Origin of the sequence: Bradyrhizobium macuxiense (genome assembly GCF_001542415.1) — a bacterium.
In the GTDB taxonomy this organism is placed as follows: domain Bacteria; phylum Pseudomonadota; class Alphaproteobacteria; order Rhizobiales; family Xanthobacteraceae; genus Bradyrhizobium; species Bradyrhizobium macuxiense.
The window spans coordinates 235,808-254,332 of record NZ_LNCU01000039.1 but is presented as its reverse complement, the minus strand read 5'-3'; the positions used below and the strand labels follow the sequence as shown (position 1 = coordinate 254,332).

13 protein-coding genes and 1 pseudogene are annotated in these 18,525 nt (G+C 57.1%); 8 read left to right on the top strand and 6 right to left on the bottom strand.

Features of this window, described 5'->3' with window-relative positions:
- The first annotated feature begins 184 nt into the window (after window positions 1-184).
- Together AS156_RS12105 and AS156_RS12100 are read left to right on the top strand one after the other, a co-directional pair.
- A complete protein-coding gene (locus AS156_RS12105) occupies window positions 185-1,138 on the top strand; it encodes a hypothetical protein (RefSeq protein ID WP_066503945.1) in 954 nt (317 codons plus the stop codon).
- 60 nt (window positions 1,139-1,198) lie between these two features.
- A complete protein-coding gene (locus AS156_RS12100; protein WP_136626155.1) occupies window positions 1,199-2,095 on the top strand; it encodes a hypothetical protein in 897 nt (298 codons plus the stop codon).
- A 171-nt stretch (window positions 2,096-2,266) separates the two neighbouring features.
- Here AS156_RS12100 and AS156_RS41955 read toward each other — a convergent pair whose 3' ends face one another.
- The 3 genes from AS156_RS41955 to AS156_RS12090 all read right to left on the bottom strand — a co-directional run bounded on the left by AS156_RS41955 (window position 2,267) and on the right by AS156_RS12090 (window position 4,468).
- Complete coding sequence (locus AS156_RS41955; protein WP_136626154.1) at window positions 2,267-3,097, bottom strand: tellurite resistance TerB family protein; 831 nt, start codon at window positions 3,095-3,097, stop codon at window positions 2,267-2,269.
- Between the two features lie 307 nt (window positions 3,098-3,404).
- Window positions 3,405-3,815: a hypothetical protein gene (locus tag AS156_RS12095; RefSeq protein WP_201456029.1), complete on the bottom strand. Its 411-nt coding sequence runs from the start codon at window positions 3,813-3,815 to the stop codon at window positions 3,405-3,407.
- A gap of 11 nt (window positions 3,816-3,826) precedes the next feature.
- Window positions 3,827-4,468 carry a hypothetical protein gene (locus tag AS156_RS12090; protein ID WP_066503943.1) on the bottom strand — a complete coding sequence of 214 codons (642 nt, stop codon included), beginning with the start codon at window positions 4,466-4,468 and terminating at the stop codon, window positions 3,827-3,829.
- 998 nt (window positions 4,469-5,466) lie between these two features.
- Between AS156_RS12090 and AS156_RS12085 the strand changes: the two genes are divergently transcribed.
- The 3 genes from AS156_RS12085 to AS156_RS12075 all read left to right on the top strand — a co-directional run bounded on the left by AS156_RS12085 (window position 5,467) and on the right by AS156_RS12075 (window position 7,260).
- Entirely contained in the window at window positions 5,467-6,129 is a 663-nt protein-coding gene (locus AS156_RS12085; RefSeq protein ID WP_066503941.1) for a hypothetical protein, read from the top strand.
- 16 nt (window positions 6,130-6,145) lie between these two features.
- On the top strand, window positions 6,146-6,616 hold the full coding sequence (locus AS156_RS12080) for a hypothetical protein (RefSeq protein ID WP_136626153.1): 471 nt from the start codon (window positions 6,146-6,148) through the stop codon (window positions 6,614-6,616).
- Window positions 6,617-6,678: 62 nt separating this feature from the next.
- Window positions 6,679-7,260: a hypothetical protein gene (locus tag AS156_RS12075; protein WP_136626152.1), complete on the top strand. Its 582-nt coding sequence runs from the start codon at window positions 6,679-6,681 to the stop codon at window positions 7,258-7,260.
- Between the two features lie 1,104 nt (window positions 7,261-8,364).
- Here AS156_RS12075 and AS156_RS12070 read toward each other — a convergent pair.
- Complete coding sequence (locus AS156_RS12070) at window positions 8,365-8,718, bottom strand: hypothetical protein (protein WP_066503938.1); 354 nt, start codon at window positions 8,716-8,718, stop codon at window positions 8,365-8,367.
- 663 nt (window positions 8,719-9,381) lie between these two features.
- Window positions 9,382-10,722, bottom strand: a complete 1,341-nt coding sequence (locus AS156_RS12060) for a hypothetical protein (protein WP_066503934.1) — start codon at window positions 10,720-10,722, stop codon at window positions 9,382-9,384.
- A 731-nt stretch (window positions 10,723-11,453) separates the two neighbouring features.
- Between AS156_RS12060 and AS156_RS12055 the strand changes: the two are divergent.
- From AS156_RS12055 to AS156_RS12045, 3 genes and pseudogenes are all read left to right on the top strand, one after another.
- Window positions 11,454-12,181: pseudogene (locus AS156_RS12055) on the top strand (P-loop NTPase family protein).
- A 61-nt stretch (window positions 12,182-12,242) separates the two neighbouring features.
- The gene (locus tag AS156_RS12050) at window positions 12,243-12,914 is read left to right on the top strand and encodes a hypothetical protein (protein WP_066503933.1); all 672 of its coding nucleotides are present in this window, start codon (window positions 12,243-12,245) and stop codon (window positions 12,912-12,914) included.
- Between the two features lie 599 nt (window positions 12,915-13,513).
- Window positions 13,514-13,954: a VirK family protein gene (locus AS156_RS12045; RefSeq protein WP_066503929.1), complete on the top strand. Its 441-nt coding sequence runs from the start codon at window positions 13,514-13,516 to the stop codon at window positions 13,952-13,954.
- A 370-nt stretch (window positions 13,955-14,324) separates the two neighbouring features.
- On the opposite strand, the gene dctA is transcribed toward AS156_RS12045, so the two are convergent.
- A complete protein-coding gene (gene dctA, locus AS156_RS12040; protein WP_066504141.1) occupies window positions 14,325-15,638 on the bottom strand; it encodes a C4-dicarboxylate transporter DctA in 1,314 nt (437 codons plus the stop codon).
- Between the last annotated feature and the right edge of the window lie 2,887 nt (window positions 15,639-18,525).

The following is an 18,525-nucleotide window of genomic DNA, read 5'->3' as shown; positions in this document are numbered from 1 at the left end:
AATCAATTCAAAATGGCCTGAGGTCGAGGATGCAACCTAGCAGCACCGTGCCTGGCTGCGATGGCGGAGATGCACCAGGCCGAAATGCACAAAATCGGTTGATCAGTCCAAATTCAACCGCGTAGATGGTGTACATTTATTTTTACTAAACATAGAGTTGCGCCCTTCACGGGGGTCGGGTGCGATGTCTGACAACATGCAAGGGGTGCGTAAACTTCCAACGCCGATCGTGGTTGCGGTATTGGGTCTCGCCGTGACTTTCATGTCGCTCGGAACAAGCGCCATTACGTCTTACTTCCAGAGCCAGATAATAACCGCAGCTGGAATTCTTGTACTGGTAACCGGCGCCTCAACTGCTCTCTTCTCTTATCTCCAAGATGCCAGGGTCACACTCCGCGGGCTCAGCGTGCCCGCGCCTGACGATTTGAATGCCGCTATTCGAGCCGAGATTAAGGCAAGTAGCGCCGAAACCTCTCTACTGACCGCTCAGGAGCGCGAAGAGCTTCTACTCGAAACAAGGAAAGCCTTGTCGGAGGAGACCGTTCAGCAGTTATCCGCGGTATGGCGCGAAGAGTTTCAGGCGGAAGACTCTAAAAGTGAGCATTTTTCTTATTTGCGCAATTTCGGCGCCCGCATCAGAAATCGGCTCCAAGAGGAAGTCGATGCGTTGGGGCGCAGGGCAAACATCAACCTAGCCATAGGCTCGGCAGTATCGGCCGTTGGCTTGGCCATACTGACCTGGTTTGTATGGACGGCAACAAGCGAGTTAAGTTCCGGCTCAAGTGCCACCGACGTTGGAGTCCGATTTCTTATTAGACTCACCCTGGCCGCATTTGTGCAATTGTTTGCTTATTTCTTTCTGCGCCTTTACCGCTACAGTCTTTTTGAGATTAAGTATTTTCAGAATGAGATGACAAACGCGCAGTTTCGTCTACTCGCTCTCTTCTCAGTGGCAAAAGACGGGGACACGAAGGCCGTCGAAAAGATCGCCTTTGAATTTGCGAAAACTGAAAGGAATTTCGTTCTAAAAAAGGGTGAAACAACGGTCGCTATACAACGCGAGTCGTTCGAAAAGGACTACGACGCCCATCTTATAAAAGTCGTTGAAGCAGCGGTCGGTAAGAAGGAAGCTAGCTAAACAAGGCGTGGTGGAGGGCGTGCGGCAGCTTGTTAGCCGGTACATGGGAGGTGAGACACAATGCGACTGCCCGGAACGCAGCCGTCGATGCCTCTGGCAGATCTCCAGCGCGCTCCTAGTCAAATCATAGAGACAGCACCCTTGCTACCGGAGACTGGACCAATTCCGCCCGCTTATATGAAATGGGCCGGAGATGCGAACGCGTTGATTGTAGCGACAGGTTACCTATCACTCGCACCCGAAGCTCAGATAGCGATCAACTGTCTCAGCTTTGCCAATCGAGTTACCAAGCGCGAACGGTTGATGATGATCCTGCATAAAGCTCGGTCGCAAGTTGAACTGGAGATGCGACAGGTCGGTGCGCAGAGCGCAGACGCTTCCGGCGATGTCAAATCAATCAATGATTTGATTTCCCTGTACTACATGGAAGACCCGCGGAGATCTTATGTGGACCGGAGGACGTCTTCCCTGGGCTTCCGCCCTAGTCCCGTCGATGAAAATGTGCGGCCACCGATTACGGAAGCCCGAGGGACCGAAGATGCGGGTCAAGAGTTAGTTAGGGAAACAAAGCTCGAAGAACTTGCGGTCAAGGTTGCCCTGCTAGAAGCCGCGATATCGGCTCCAAAGCCGCCGGGCATGATGGGGCACAACCGCGGTCCCAACCTGGAAACTGAACAAGATGACGAGGAGGAAATCAGGCGGCTGATATCGCTGCTCAAGGGTGAACGCGAAAGGATTCTTATTTCCGCTGTACTCAAAGATTTGGCTCAACAAGAAATTCAGCGAGCGGAACAGGGGATAAAGCTGCACAGCGAATTCGCAAAAGGCCTTGCGAAAGGTGCTGGATACGTTGCGGGTAAAGATATTGTCGAACGTCTGGCTGGCTCGGCTTGGTGGCTTTCCGTCTATGAGCGCTTGAGGGATGTGGCGCACGTGTTGCGTGATCTGATCTTTTGAAGAGCCGACCCGCCGGGTGCGCGTCTCAGATTCAAAGCCGTCGGAGAAATAGGTCGGAGGCCCACCGGCCAGACCGTCGGAACGTCCATCCGCCAGTACGTCCACCCTCCGGGCCTGCAATGCGTTCCTGGGTCGCCCCATTATCGAGGGACGACTACTCGAGGCCACCTGCTATGGATATTGCAAAGGCAGCCCCGTCATGGCCTGAGAGAACCCGTCCAGCATTTTTCTTTCCGCTGGATGAATGTGCCCGTCCGCCTCCATCACTCGCACGCATGCGGACAGCGTTTCCACGACCGTCGCCGGATCGCTTTGCGCCATGTGATCGACGGCACGATCGATTAATTCTGGGGTTGGCCGAAGCCGGCGAATGTAGAGACGCAATCGATCGTTTTCTCGCTCTCCGCAATCAAAGCTAACTCGCCTACAACACTTCCCAACGAAATCGAGAATAGCTCCTACTTCATCGGGCACCAACTCGCCATCGGCGAGGCCAACCGCAGTTAAGAGCGCCGCTCCATTCTCTCTGCAGATCGTTCTCAATCGAGACCAACGCATTTGAACTTCGGCCGCGGCGGCAAGTTCTGCTTTCGATGGCGGCCATCGCACCCCGAAGGTGTCCGCAAGAAACTTACTGGTGGGCTCGATCACGACTCCGTCGAAATCAGCGACGGCTTCGATGCGATCCACGCGGAAATAGCGTGTTGCCTTTCGAAGGTAGCATCTCGCGACTAATACCGGTATCCCAGCGTCGGTGTGACGGATCGCCCAAACGCTAACCGATCGAGTGCTTATATTTCCGTCAGCATCTTTGTAATGGAGAACGAACGATTGGCCCTCCGCATGTTCGATCGTGCCTGATGACGGTCGTAAGGCTCCAACTTCATCTTCGGTATCAACATCCGGAGCGGTCAGCACTACCGATGGCGCGACCGGCGGAGGAATGATAGCGCTTATCTTAGCGTGAAAGAATGAGCGAACTTCAGGCACAATAGTAGCCACACCGCACCTCCATTCTTAAAAGCTCTATCTTGCGTTGTGTCTCGCGCAACTGCAAGCGCCGTGCTGCCGTCCCGTCGCAGTCCGCTGGTCAAGCCGGGGCGCCCGCTCGTCCTACGTGAAAGTCCATCCTCGTCATGCTCAACCAGGGGACCAACCCGTAAAATCACGGACTGCGAGTGACGCCCGCCTCACTTTTGGGCCACGAAATTGATCGATCTGCCGATATGGATTGGTCGCACGCGGGCCCGCCCACATCTACAATCTCTATTAAGTCACGGGGAAGGCTTTTTCCTCCACCCCCACCACCCTATTCTCGACGGCTGCCATAGGTATGCGCGATTTGCCTCTCCGTCATTTTATAGTCTTGCGTCTTCGCCTCTGGAATGTTCACCAAGCGTGCGTCAGACGGAAGAATAAGACGAGAGCCGATGTTGAAATGGGGGTACGTGCCCCTGACATCGGGGTGCAACTCGGCTGCGACCTCGACATCAGACTGTGACACGTAGCGTCCGCCCCACTTCTCGATAATGTGCTTGATGGGCAAGGTCTGCCGCATCAGCCCCTTGATCTTGGTCTGCGCATCCAGCCACTCATAGGCAATACGGATACAATCGTCGTGCTCGTGCAACACCTCTCTGTTGCCATAGCGGATTCGCGTTTTGGCTTCCGAAATTTCCTGCGCCGTTAACACTTGTGTCCTCCTTCCATAGGCGCGCACGCCCTCGCATCCTAGATTGTTGGTATCGGCGGCGGCTGGCTTGCTGCTCGGCTCGGAGCGACGTAACCCACCACACTCGACCACCTGACATTCATCAAACCGAATTCAGTATCGACCATGATGAAGTCGTCGCCATGGTGAACATACGATCTCGAAGTCCGGCGCTCGACGTGGTCGTTCACGACATCCGCCTCGGTCTTGCCATGCAATTCGAGAAACTGGCGCTTCTCCTTTCGTCCCATTGCACCGACGAAGACATGCTCCGAGGCCGGCACGTTTCCAACCCAAGCACTTGGTGCTGGTCGGTCGATCCGGTCGATATCGAGAACGCGAAATAGGAGGCCTCGGCGGCTGGTCGCCGTCCACATCTCCTCAGCCTTGGCGAGCAAGCGAAGCCCTGCTTTCTTGTTCGTCTCCGCGACGGCCGACTCGATGAAGCCAAGTGCCGCGCTGGCACCGATAGCCCATGCCGGAGAGCCAATGAAGCCAATACCTGTCGACACGGTACCGAGATTTCGGGCCGCTTCCGCCCGGGTCGCCACGATGTGCCCCAATTCGTCGGCTGGATACAGTTCGATGCCCTGCACCTTCAGCGTTTGTCCCGACGGAAGCAACAAGATGGCCTGATCAGATGCGTTATCGTAAAGAGTCAAAAGTCGCCCCCCGTGGCCATACCCCGGCACCGAGAGTTCCGATGCCGGGGTATGAAGAGTGAATTATCTGTGGGTGCCGTACCGGTTGCCAGTGCTGAAATTCCGATACGAGCCGCCCCTATGAGACGATCCTGATCCGCCGAAGTAGGAACCGCCGTGACTAGAGGTGTGATGACCTCCACCGTAGGAAACCCGGCCGCCGCCGTGTCCGCCACCTCTGGCCTGTGCGAACGCCGTTGAGCAAAGCAGTGCGACTGCGACAATCACCATTTTCTTCAATGCAGTTCTCCTTGAATGCCCCAAAATCGAGACGGGCTCTAGATCCAAGAAGCGCAATTCAATCACAAGGTGAAACTCTTTCGTGCACACACAACTAACGTCTAGTGCGGCGACGTGCCACGCTCTATTGATCTCGCCTGCTGGTTGCGCTCTAGTTTTTAGATTATGCGAGGCGGGGTTGTTATTTTGCTCCTGGGCGTTACCGCCCTCGGAGCCTATTCAATTGGTCGTCACGGTGCGCCGACAGGTGTGCCAACGCCGCCTGTTGCGCAGCAATCCGCCGCCATAGCGAAGCCCCTTGCGTTCACAACTCCACCGGTCGTTGCCGCGCCGACAATCGCCGCGTCGCCGCCATCATCCATCCCAAGTTCCGCACTGGCCAAACGCAATCCACATGACACGGAGCCCGAGCCCAAGCGCAAGGTCGAGGCCACTCTGACCGCCGCCGCCATCGTCGCGATCCTGATCAAGGCGAGCCGGGATCAGTATCACGCGACTGGTAAGCCCTGCGCGTGTCCGGATGACATAATGCGCAACGGTCGATCTTGCGGTGCAAGGAGCGCCTACTCGCGGCCCGGCGGTGCTGCCCCACTCTGCTATCCGCATGACGTGACGAGCGCGATGATCGACGCCTATCGTCAGCGCGTGGCTTCGAGATGATTTGATACGACTTTGACGCTAACGGCACCAATCAAACCTCTTTCTGGACTCCACCGCAAGTGACCGACGAAAAAACAAACAACGATGCGAACGGTGACGCGATGTCCGCGAGCACTTTCCTGGAGAGTCTCTATGGAGACCCACTCAGCGAAGAAACCATGCGCACGGGGCGATATCTTATCGTGACATCGGCGATCTGCATGACGGCCGTGCTCTTCAACGTCCGTCTCCAACCCACGAGCCTCATTCCCTTGGACTTCGGAGGGCGCTCGGATGTGCTGTCGATGCTGCTTGTGCTTGGAGTCTTGCTGCTACTGGTGAACTTTCTCCTACGCGCATCGACCGATCTATTGCGTGATCGTGAGACCGGCGTGCTGGTGACCCGATACATTGAGGGAGAGCGCACAAAGGCCGCTCTCGCCTCGGCGAGGTCAGCCGACGATTATATGGTTCAGCAGGAACGCGAGATGCGCGAGGGCGACTATACTCCGGAACCCGAGCCTTGGTGGGATGCGTATGGCAAGGTAGAAGATGCCGCCAATGCTGCTGTCAGAAAGGCGGAGGGCCGCATCGGGATCAGGCGGCTTTCTCGCGTGCTCAGGCACGTGCGCAAGAGTCTGGAGGTTTGCGTGCCAGTTGGCATCGCGCTTATAACGCTCACTCTTGCACGAACATCCCTCGCGGGATTTGCAAAGGCATTGGTCGGCGCTTTTGCGCCGTAGTCTGGGAAATCCACCAATGGCTTGTTTGTTCAGTTGGCCTGCTCTGGGAGTTCCTCTTGCGGTCCGGCTGGCTGGCTTGATTGGCGGAGGCCTGCTCTATCAAGCCAAGCAAGACGATTGGTCGACACCCGAGCTATCAGCAATGCGAGCCTACCGTGTCTTGCTCATGTCAGACGAGCAAATTCGTCAGTTGCGAGCGGATGCAGTGACCGAAGAGGCCAACCTCAAACACTCCGACAAGGAAATGCGAGATAGAGCTTGGCAGGCAATGGGAGCGCGCCAACAGCGATGCAACGATCTTGTCTATCGAACGCAAAACGCGAATGAATGCAGTCGAGGTATTCCTCTCGGCTTGATGTATGACACTACGGGCCTCACACCATCGGTGGATCAGGTCTTCGAGGAGGCACTCCTCGGGGTGTGCCGCTTCGTAAAGACGAAACAGGACGCCCGAATCAACAAGTGTCTGCCTCCGGCGCCCAACTGAGGGCAACGCGGGACCCTCACGCTAAGGCCGTAACTCGTCGACTGGGACACTCGGAGTATCGAATGAACAGGTTTGCATTGCTGGTCGCGCTATTCTCATCGGGCATCGGCCTCGCTCATGCTGAGGACAAAGCGCCACCTAGCCGAATTGAGAGCATCACAAAGTCCGCTCGCGATTTGATGCCTTCGATGCCAGCGGTGTCGCTGCCATCAATGCCTGATCTATCGCTGCCCGATTTTTCGGAGGCGACGGGAAAGCTGACCGGTGAATTCAGTGCCTTTACGCAACAACTCGGTGAGGCCCTGCCGATTCTCGAACAGATGGGTTACGAGGTCACGACGTTTCGGGTGACGTGGGGTCTGCCGCCAAAAGCTCGGCTGCGCTTGAAGTCGAGCGGAAACGCGGATGTCCAGAAGGTGAATGCCATCGCGGCTAAAGCGACCGGCGGCGGTCTCTTGGTGTCCACTGTAATCAGCAGCGCCGCGATGGCACAGCGCATTCAAAGCACGATGAAGATGGGAACTGCCTACCTTGATATCGACTTCGCCGTGCCGCCCAAAATCAGCATGAAGTTCATTGGCGCAGCTGCCAGCCAAAACGAAGCACCTCGTGACCTAGATGACCTGGAGATCGCCTGCAAATGATCGGGGTTTAACGGTTCCGGGACGCGACGGTGCGCCCGATAGATAGCTTACCAAGCCACCAAGCGGCGGCGACGACCGAGTCGGAAGAAAACCACCATATTTGGAGGCTGCTGGGGCGGTTGATGACCACCCGGCGCACTACGAGCTTGTTGCAAGCGGGGAAGAGCTGTTCGCCTGGTGTAAGGATGGAGAAGAAAAGCCCCAGCACCTTCTGGGGGCCGTGGGGGCCAGGATGCTGGGGCCGTCGTGGCCGTATCCAAGGGTAGCAAATGGATAGGCAGCCTCATTGTGCATCGCCCATTCGATTCGTCAAACCGGCTCGGGATATTTATCTTCCGGCATGCTAATCACCCGAAAGCCGCTCTCGATCCCGTCGGAGGTTGCCCACCAGTTCGCGGCGGACATCCCGGCCTTTCACGCCGAGCATGATGACATCCGAACGGGCCGTCGGCACCAGGCACATGTTCCTGACGCAGCTTCTCGTCCGTGCAGTCGGTCTTCCCCGCAATCGATTCAAGGGAGGCTTGTTCGCCCAGGTGATCGAAAGCCATCTGGATCGCCCGCTAGTGGCTGCCACGTCCGAAATTGGCGGGTAACTGGCGTGCGGCGCCGCCTATCTGGGGGCCCAGAGCACATCCACTCCAAGATGGACAACAATTTGCTGCCTTCCCCAGGGACGAAGGTGGGGTCCGAGCGCAAAGCGCTTAATTCTCGCGCGCTGTCCGCGCCGGCGATCCTCAAGAACCCAACTACGCCGGTCTATGGAAGTGACTTGGCAGAGAGCCACCCCAAAAACGTCCCCAACAAACATGCCCGCGTCGTGGAAGGGCTGGTGGATTGTGGTGAGGGAACAGTACCTGGCGTAATATCGATTGGGAGACCTTCGGCTGCCGCGCACGTCCTATTTCCTGGAAGGAGATGCACGTCTTCGATCGAAGCGCTCTCAAATCCAACCATGTGCGGATCGTGACTAGACGTAGAACGCCCGTCAAAAAACATTCCTTCCCACGCGTTCGAATTGAGCAAGACCGATCTTGCGCAACTCGTCTTCAAAGTACGATCTTTCCGAAGCTGCAGCCCGTTTTAAGCCCGCCCAGAATACGCTCATAAAAATATCGCAGCGAGCGTGCCAAGCGCGCCGAGCGCCAGCCCGATCAGCGAACCGGCCGTTGGCGCGTCCCGAAACAGCAGAAGCGTGAGAAGCGGTTCCACCACTAAAATTGCTCCCACCGATATTGCGACAATTATCCACATATTCTTGAGATGCATGTAACCGAGTGCGTATCCGCATACGAGCAGGATGCCGCCGATCGTTACCAGCAGGAACATCGGCAGGAGCGTTGTCAGATACCCGCCGGCTTTTCCAAACTGCTTTGAGGCGACTAGCTCCGCGAGTATCGAAAGGGCTTCTCCCAGGAATATTGCCCCTACCGCTACAATCTTCGACGTTGAACTCATCGTCTAAGCGTACCGAAAAGGAAGGATGAAAGGCACCTCCCAATATTGGACGTGGTTCTGGGCTGTCTTGATAGGCGGAACGGTGTTGACCTAAACAGCGATCGCATTGTTTTCCCATGCACTTCAATCGGCGATTCGGGGATATTCTAAGTTGCAGTGTTCAATCGAGTGATCGATGCTTGCGAGCGCAATTGCGCGGAGGGGCCAGTGGATTGACCGGAGCATCGCCGCGCTCGAAAGGCTTAGCGAGGCCTTGGGCCATTCCCACACGGGAACCCGAGCCTTTAGGACTGCGACCGTGTCGTACCATTGGTAGCGAAGAAGCCGATCGTTCGACCACCGCATTAGCCACAGGTCGGGCATTCTGCTGATCGAGGATCTGTCTGAGCCTGTCAGGTCGACTCGGACGATTAGCTGGGGCAGAGGGCTGCAACGAGTTCTCCGTGTAAGTGTATCGGTAGGTGACGTGGAAATCTTGCGCGATCATTGGCTGAATATCTCGCAGCCCAAAGGAATCCCTCGCCCGACTGCTGACCCCACCTTTTGGCGCCCAATGGTGGACGTTCCTGGCTGCATGCAGGTTCTTGCAGGGTTCGCAGGCGCCTCCCAAGCCCTTACCTCGAACCAGCATAGCCTCACGACTTGCTTAAGTCCGCGCTATCGTCATTCGAATCCCTGGCTGTGTCGCCCTCTAGCGATGCGATCTATCGCGTGCCGGCATTCCGGCTCTTCCGGCCACGTGCTGAAACTGTCGACCAGGCTCGTCAGGTCCCGGTGATTGAAATCAGAGAGCCGCTCATCCTGGTCGGCGCGGCGAAGAACCTCACCAGCGAACGCCACTGCGGCTCGGCGGCAGGCAGGCTCTTGGGGCCATTTGCTTAATCCTTTGACCAGGTTCGCAAGTTCCTGCTGGGTATAGTCAGGAAGGCGGACGGCGCAGCGAACGACTTCACGCGCGATTACGACTGTGGCTTGGCGGCAGGCAGGGTCATCCGGCCACTTGCTGAAGCCGTTCACCAGCTTCGACAAGTCGTGCGCGCTAAAGCGAACAATTTGATCTCGACGGCTGAGAACCTCACGAGCGGTCGCGATCGCGGCTTTCTGACAAGGGAGTTCTTCCGGCCACTTGCTGACACCATTCAGCAGGCTCGCAAGTTCCATCGGCGCAAAACGAGAGAGTTTGCTGCCGCGGCTCAAGACTGCACCGGCGATGGCGACTATGGCGTGGTGACAGTCTTCCTGCTCCGGCGACTCGCTGAACCCGTTCACGAGGGCCACCAACCCCTGCGTAACAAACTCAGAGAGTCCGATCTCCGCGCAATCGGCGCGGCGACGGACCTCACCGGCGATAGCGACTATCGCCTTGCAAGCGCTCTCCTCGTCGAACCATTTGCTGAAACCGTTCACCAGCGTCGATAGTCCCTGTGGCGAACATTCAGAAAGTCTCGCGCGGCGGTCCCCGCGGCGAACGACTTCATCCGCGATTGCGACCGCGGCCTGACGAAAGGTCGGTTCTTCGGGCCACTTGCTGAAAGCGTTTACCAGCAATGACACATGTTGACTGTTCAGCCGCGGCACTATTGCACTCTTGTCTCGGCAAAATGCGGCGATCCTGATCGTTCCATTGCGACAATCGGCCATCGCTGAGTGCCGAGCGAACGATGATGCCAAGAGCGAAACGGTCTTGCATTGGATCTTTCCGATCAGTTCATCATCGAGACCCGATACCCGAGCCGCTATTGCCTTGCAGGCTTCGATGCCTGGTTGACCTGCGGCCTCCCGGCTCAACACGTTGCATGTCGTGGCGTACCCCCACGATTTTCCGGCGCGAATGTTATCCTCGAAGCCTGCCACAAATCGAAGTTGGAAATCCGCGGCAGCCTTTTGCAGGAACATTGCGCGATCTGCCGCCGTACGCAACTTCTTGTCGTGCCTGACCACTGCGATCGAGAAGTCGCGGATGCGGCTCGCGCACTCAATCTCGACCAGGGCGGCATTAAGCAACGCACAATCCTTTCCAAGGTCCGCCGCCGACGCGTCTCGCGGTCCCGCAGGGCCCTCATCCCTGTCGGCACTAGGCCAACATTGGCGGCCACCACAGCGCGAGAGCAATGGTTGGCCGCTCTTGCCGTTTGCTAACCCCTAATTGCCTGACTCCAGCGCCAGTCCGACACGAGCAAATTCGACTGCAACTCCACTCACCACGCGCCGCGCCATTCTACATCATCACACGTTACATCAAGCAAACGCGCGTAGCCTTGCACCGGCATGATCCTCATCTGTTCGAGATGACTGCGCCCAATTCACTCACTCACAGGATCTCGCTTGATCATCCCGTTAGCTTCGATGCCAGCGCGCCACATCATACGTCGCCACGTTTCCAATTCTACAACCTGACGCTACGTGCGATTCAAGCCATTTTATTATGTTGCAAATTCGAACGACGAGACAGTTATCCGAGCGCAAACATCTCCGCGGTCGAGCCCATGCTAAATTCCTCGATCAGGTGTTGGAAGTTCGTTGGAGCCAACATCAGCGCTACCGCTCTCTTCGCTCTATCGTCGTCATTGCATTCCACTTCCTGGCGGCCGGGCAATGAAAGCTGTCGACCAAACACTCTGATGACGCATCAAAAACTCAACTGTCCCTCGTTCTGCCATTTTCCCACCCAAAGCAGACGCCTGCCGCTGGCGCATGTCGCGCCGGCGCGAAAGCGAGTGCCTCAGGGGAATTCCATGGTGAAGCCAGTTGTGATTGTGGTCGGCGCGGACAAGGGTGGCGTTGGAAAGACGACAGTATCGCGAACGCTCCTCGACTACTTCAGCAACAATGCCGTGCAGACACGCGCTTTTGACACGGAATCACCGCGGGGAACGTTGAAGCGTTTTCACCCTGACATCACCGAGATCGTCGATATGACGACGACCGCGGATCAGATGAAGATTTTTGATACCTTAAACTCCGGACTATCCGTCACCGTGATTGATGCGCGCGCTGGCCTATTGTCTGCAGCGTTGGGTTCTTTGCGCGACATCGGCTTTTTGGATGCCGCGCGGTCCGGTCAAATCACATTTGCCGTGTTCCATATACTTGGCCCTTCCATCGCCTCGCTGGACGAGATCGCCGAAACCGCCGATTTCATGAGCGGCGCGAAATACTTCCTGGTGAAGAACTTCATCAACGACACCCAGTTCTTCCAGTGGGACCAGTCGACCTACAACTCCTATTTCCATCGCATCAAGTATGCGACCGAGCTGACCATACCCAAGCTCGACGCGATGGCCTATGAGCAAGTCGAAGTCGCTTCCGTGCCCTTCGTCGACTTCGTCGCGAACAAGGGGCGGCGCGATGAGCCGGCAAACTACTCCTTCGTGTGCTCGCAAATGTCTGGGGCGAGTATGACCGCATCAACTTGACCGAATTGACCGGCGCGAAGTCGATGACCCGCAGCGGCGAGAAGTAGCCGCGTATGCGGCGAGTGACGGGCTGAGCCAACGTACGAAACTCGATTGATTCTGCCGGCTATGTTAGCGACGCCCATCTACATCATCTGCTCTCCTAGCCCGCAGGTCGGTAAAACCCTGATCGCTCGCCTTGTAAGCGAATTCCTGGTACTGAAGAACGGCACGGCTTTCTCTTTCGATGTCAATCTGAGGGAGCCGTCATTGCTCGATTACCTCCCTCACATCACGGAGACCGCAGATGTGACCGATACGTTCGGCAAGGTCCAACTGATCGACCCGCTTATCGTCCACGATCGGGTGGCCAAGGTGATTGACCTTGGCTGTCATGCGTTCGACGAATTTTTCAAGACGTGCGAAGAGATTCGCTTCATGAATGAGACGGTGCGCCGCTATGTCCTCCCGATCATCCTGTTCGTCGCAGGCACTGATCGTATGTCATGGCGCAGCTATGAGATGCTGCGGCGACAGACGCCGGCCGGGGCGCTGGTCACCGTCCACAATGAATTCTCGCTACGCGGCGCATTGCCTGACATCATGGATGACGGGCGTGTGCTCCGCATCCCCGCGCTGCCAACATTTCTAAAGGCCTACATAAACCGACTGAGTTTCTCCTTCACTGGATATCTGCGGAACGAGAAGGATTGGTCGACCGAGCTGCATCAATGGATTCGAGGAAATTATACCCTGCTTCGGGACTTAGAAATGGGCGCTCAGGTACGGAGACCATACTAGACCCGAGAGCTCAATGTCGTGACACCATTGCCAGCTGAATCTTAATCGGATTGACTGCACCAAATGTCCGGTTATGAGCGCGGTCGTCGGCCATTGGCCAGGATAACCTCCCCGATGCAAGGCCACTGCGTCGGTGATAGGCGATCGCGTGGGTGGTGTGATGACTGCTGAACCTGCCAGGCCTGGAGCATGGGCAGAATGAGCTGATCTCGCTTCGACCGACTAATCCAGTCCATGCATCCTCCCATCAAACGTCAGACTGCTTGGTCTTACTGCGCCGGCGCACAGATCTCGATTTGATTGCGCAGTACGGGGATCAGCGTGGCTGCCTGGCCAATACGCTCGCGAAATGCCGCCTGGTTGCGACCGAGTCGATCGTGTGGGCTAGGTTCTGAGCGAGGGATGCGGAATCGTCGGGTCATTTCGAAGCTCACATACGAGTTTGTGACGTTCGATTAGCCTTCGCAAAGACTAGCTTGCGGTTGCAACGCGTGGTGTTGTCGGAAGGCAAACGCGCCAGATGTCCGGATTCCGCCAAGCACGAGGCTGGGTAAGCTGGCGCTTGCGCTGACTTTGATTCCCATCGAGGAGAATACAATATGCAGTTCCGTGGCAGATGCCTGTCAATCCTGTTGTCCCTGCTGTCGGCTGCAGGCGCGAGCGCGATCGCTAGGGCCGATGAGCCCTCGCCGAAATATGCCGAGGTGCTCAGTGCCCTGCAGGACGGCAAGAATGTGAAAGTCATACTGGACCTGAGCCGGTGCACCACCGCCGACGGCGGCAAACCCGGACCGGCCGTGCAGGGCGGGCTGGCTATCCGTGCCTTCAGGGTGTCCGCCCAGAACGGCATCAGCTTCGCCGATCCGCATCAAACCCTGGACAGCTCGGGACATCCTGTGACCGAATACATTCGCCACAGCCTAGGCCGCGACGGCAGGCTCACCGTGCGGGCTTCCAAGCTGGCTGCCGGATCGGCGGAAGCCGTGAGCCAGGGCGAATTCGTCTGCGAATTGCCCGACGGCGCGAAGTTCGTCTGGTAGTCGCAGAAAGCGCGGCCGTCGGCCGGTGTGCAGCTTCGTGCATCCTGCTGATGGCTGGCGCGCTTCCTGCTCTGGTCCACGGTGACCTTTGCCGGGCAATAACCGATGTATCGTCCGCCACGAGATTGGGCGATGAGCTCCGCCGATGCCATGGAGGCAATATCACGCTATAGGTCGGGGTGCGCTCTCCCCGAGTTCCCCGCACCCGATGCGCGTCTGCCACCACCGCCAGACGAAACGTGAGATTCACGCCGAAATGCCAATCCATCAGCCGGTGGCGATGTCGCCGATGGCGATCGAAGGATCACGACCGGCGCCATGTTCCTTCGCCAACACGGCGCGCAATTGAAACACTGCCACCTACCCCGTCCTATTCGGATGTCCCGACATCGCCGGGTCGGTCTTCCCGGTTGAGTCGCTTGCATAGGCTCGCTTGGTCGAGTTCGCCCTCCCACCAGGACACAAACATAGCGGCAACACCGTTCCCCGTGACATTTGTGAGCGCACGCACCTCACTCATAAATTTATCGATAGAGAAGATAATCGCGATGCCTGGAACCAGCGCGGGACTGACAACCGTCAGGGTCGCTGCGAGCGTGATGAAGCCGGCGCCGGTGACACCGCTTGCGCCTTTCGACGTAAGCATCGCTACAATTATGATTGTGAACTGCTGGCCTAAGGTCAGGTTAATGTCGAGCGCCTGCGCGATGAACAACGTCGCCAACGTCATGTAGATGTTGGTACCGTCGAGATTGAATGAGTATCCGGTCGGCACCACGAGGCCCACCAGCGGCTTCGAACAACCCAGCCGTTCCAGTTTTTTCATCAGCTGCGGGAGCGCGCTTTCCGAAGACGAGGTACCCAGCACGATCAATAGCTCATCCTTGATATACGCAATGAACTTGAAGATGGAAAAGCCGATCATGCGCCCAATCAGGCCGAGCACAAGCACGACGAAGAGCGCGGCCGTGGCATAGAACAGGAGGATCAATCCGACCAGATTGCTGAGCGCAGCTGGTCCGAATTTTCCGATTGTATAGGCCATGGCGCCAAAGGCGCCGATTGGCGCCGCCTTCATCACGATGGCAATGACGCCGAATACTGCGTGTGCGGCATCGTCAATGATCCCACGCAACCGCGCACCCTTCTCGCCCAGGGCCATCAGCGAAAAGCCGAGCAGAATGGCAAACAGCAGCACTTGCAGGATGTCGCCCCGCGCGAGTGCCCCGACCACACTGTCCGGAATGATGTTGAGGACGAAATCGACCCCCTTCTGCGCTTCTGATTTGTTCACCAGGCCGGCCACAGCCACGGCATCGGGCTTGACCGCGAGCCCATGGCCGATCGGGAACAGATTGCCTATGACCAGACCAAGCAACAGGGCGAAAGTGGAAACAACCTCGAAATAGACCAGCGCCTTGATGCCGACCCGGCCGACCTTTCCGGCATCTTGAATGTGCGAAATGCCGGATACGACGGTGCAAAAGATGATCGGCGCGACAAGCATTTTGATCAGCTTGATGAATCCATCGCCGAGCGCCTTGATCCAGTCATTTGTCGCAACAGAAGGCCACAAGTAGCCGACCATGACGCCGATCAGGATTGCGATAAGTACCTGGACGTAGGGGATTTTATACCAGGAACGCGAGGGCGCCGCCGGCGGAGCGGCTGCGATGATTACCATGATGGTCCCTTCCCAAGCGAACAAGGACACGCGCCGCAGCCCCACACACTAGATCTTCTCCTCTCGGCGGGATTACGTGAAGATTGCCTTTTCAGGCTAGCCAATGCTGTTTGTGGCCGTGTGAGACCGAGCGAGCCAAACGTGCCGGGTCGTGTCTTACCCGGCCAACATGCGATTGGCGCCCCGAGCAATGCTTCTACAAAGGCAAGCGAGGCTCGAATGCGGTGCCGGAGGCGCCGGCATAGAGCCAGAACGTAGCTATGGCGGACAGGATTTCGGCGCGCGGCCAGCAGCAGGCTATGGATCAGGACGGGGATGAGATCCGCGTAGTCGCACTTGAACGCTGCTATATCGTCTCCGTCGAAAGTCGCGACCGCGCGAACTGCGGCAGATTCGACACGAAGCGGGCCGGACTTTGCGGCTGTTGATCGACAATGCGCACTGCTCCGGGTCTGTCCGCTGACGGCGATCGGAGAGTGGATGACATTTCGGTCGCGGTCTGGATTGTGGTTATTCGCCGATGCCACGACATGCGAGTAGCGATGACGGAATCCCGAGCACGGCCGCCGAATGCCGGCACGGCTTCGCAGGACAAGAATCCGTCGTATCTTCGTTATCAGCCCACCTTCGACGAATCTCTTCGTCACGTTCAACCTCCCTGACTGGCGACTGCAAGGCTTGCAGTGGTCGCCGCTTATCTTGTTCTTCCCATCCAGCAAATGGCATGCCGCAAAAGAAGCCTGCGAGCTTTGCTTAGACGGGCAAAAGCCGCGCGCTTTGCGACGTTCGCGCGGAACGCTTGCACCTTAGTCGGACTCGCGACATTGATGCCTTCAACTCGACATTGCGGAAACACGACAAAACGTTGACAGGCCGGCGTGCTTTTTGTGCCCGACTCGCCTTCTGGACCACGTCCTCCTATGGACGTCTCACTCGGGGGGCTTGCCTAGCGGCTTGCGCTCGAGCCCGGTCCGAGATTTTCAGTTCAGCGCCCTTCGAATCTGACGCAGCCAGCGACAAAGCATCACCGGCGTCGGCGCGGCCGAATCGAACGGTTTCCAAAGTCTGACGACGAGTTTTCGGCGCCGGGCAGGCCGCTGTCTCAGCTCATCTTTGTTGATCGATCACGTGTGAATGATAGTTCTCGGCCGATCGCAGCCGCCGAGCTCCTCCGAACCGGGAGGGGTACCCGTCAGGACGTCGATCCTAGATCTTGCAGTCAGCTCAAACGTCACGCACCTGAAGGTGCAACGCTCTCGAACGTCCGCGAGCCGCGCCACGTCGTCGGCCGTCAATATCAAGCTCGCATGACGGAACCTCCAAACTCACGGCGCGACGATGTCCCGTCGCTTCGCGAAACTCACGCCTGGAACATGCCGGATAGGTAATCTGGTGTAAGCTGATTCATCAAAACGAGCAGATCTCGCCCAAGTGTCGGTTGTCGAGCAATAACCGCGAATGCCTCGTGCACGACAATTTTCCGTTTTGTGTCGCAATCGATAGAGACCGCATCACGCGTCCATTCAGAGCGATGCTGCTCGCGCCCCCGGACCTGTTCGAGCCTGCATACGGTGATATTCCGCCACTCACAGAACATGACGTCTTCAATCGAACACTCACAAAGTTCGCAAAGCACCGAAGCGTCAAAATAACGGAGCCTTTATCGCTGCACGGGTGTATTGCCTTAGCCCCCAAAAGACTTGCGTTCCGCTACGACCCAGCCTCGGTTTAACGGCCTTTGCCGCTCTGTGGTGTGGACCCGACCTCCTCGTGACGTGCAGGAATTCCCCACCGGGCGCGCCGACAATGCGGATAAAATTCGAGATCTACCGCAAATGACCATCAAACTGGCGGTGGCAGAGTGATATCGATCGAACGCCTTGCGTATACCGCACTATTCGCAATGTCCCGGAGCAAATTGGCCCGCGCCTTGCAAAAGCTTGGAAGCGAAACCAGTTGGCATACCCCGGCGTGATGGAGCGGTGGCTTAGCTGCGTAGCGGCGCGATTGGTCCCTTCAAGGGTTTAGTTGGAAGTTAGTCGGCGTGCGCGATGAGCTCGGTTGATGATAAGCTCAGTGAGATTAGATCGGTACGCAACCACATTTGGCGTTGTCGTAAGTTGCTTCAGACAGAATTACCTGATGCGGATCGGAGGCTCATTGAGAATCGCCTTCTTGAACATCATTCTGCCTTTGAGAAGCTGTTAGCGAAAACATTTCCTTTGACTTTCCGGCTCTGAAATAGGTTCACGGCCGATGCCGCCAACCGTGTGATGAATAAATGCTTTCTGGGCAATCGCATATCGCTACTGGGAGCTGCCTAAGCGCACTTCTTCGCCATTACAGTGCAGTTTCATTAGAGAATACCATGATGGGCTTAGTTGCCGGTTCCAGAAAGATCGCTGGAAGCTGACGTAGACGGCCTTTCTTGCTCGATCCGATGACCGATCCTCGATGTCAGGGGCGAACCGACCCCGTCAACAATCCCGCAACAAAGGTACCGTCCTCCGCATCTTCGCGGGCATCATGTTGCAAACAGGACCCGTTGTGACCGGACTTACGGTGTAGCTGAGCTTTTATATGCGTAGGCAACTGCTCCGACACCAACGCTCGAAACGCGGACTCGCCAAGAGATCCCGGCGGTCGGGAAGACGGTCAGCGAAGTGCTATCGTCCGGCACGCATCAGTCGCGGGAACAAACGAGCCGCTCCGATCTGGCAGATCTCCTTGTACGGAACTGTACCGTCCGCGACGCTTGGCTTTCACGTGCGTTGATATCGATGCAGCTATTGGTCTTTCGCAACGGATAGCGTCGTCGGCAGCTTCACTTCGGGCCTCCCCCGAATCGACCAAATGACTCTCTCCTTTTCGCAGCCGTCTGATCGAC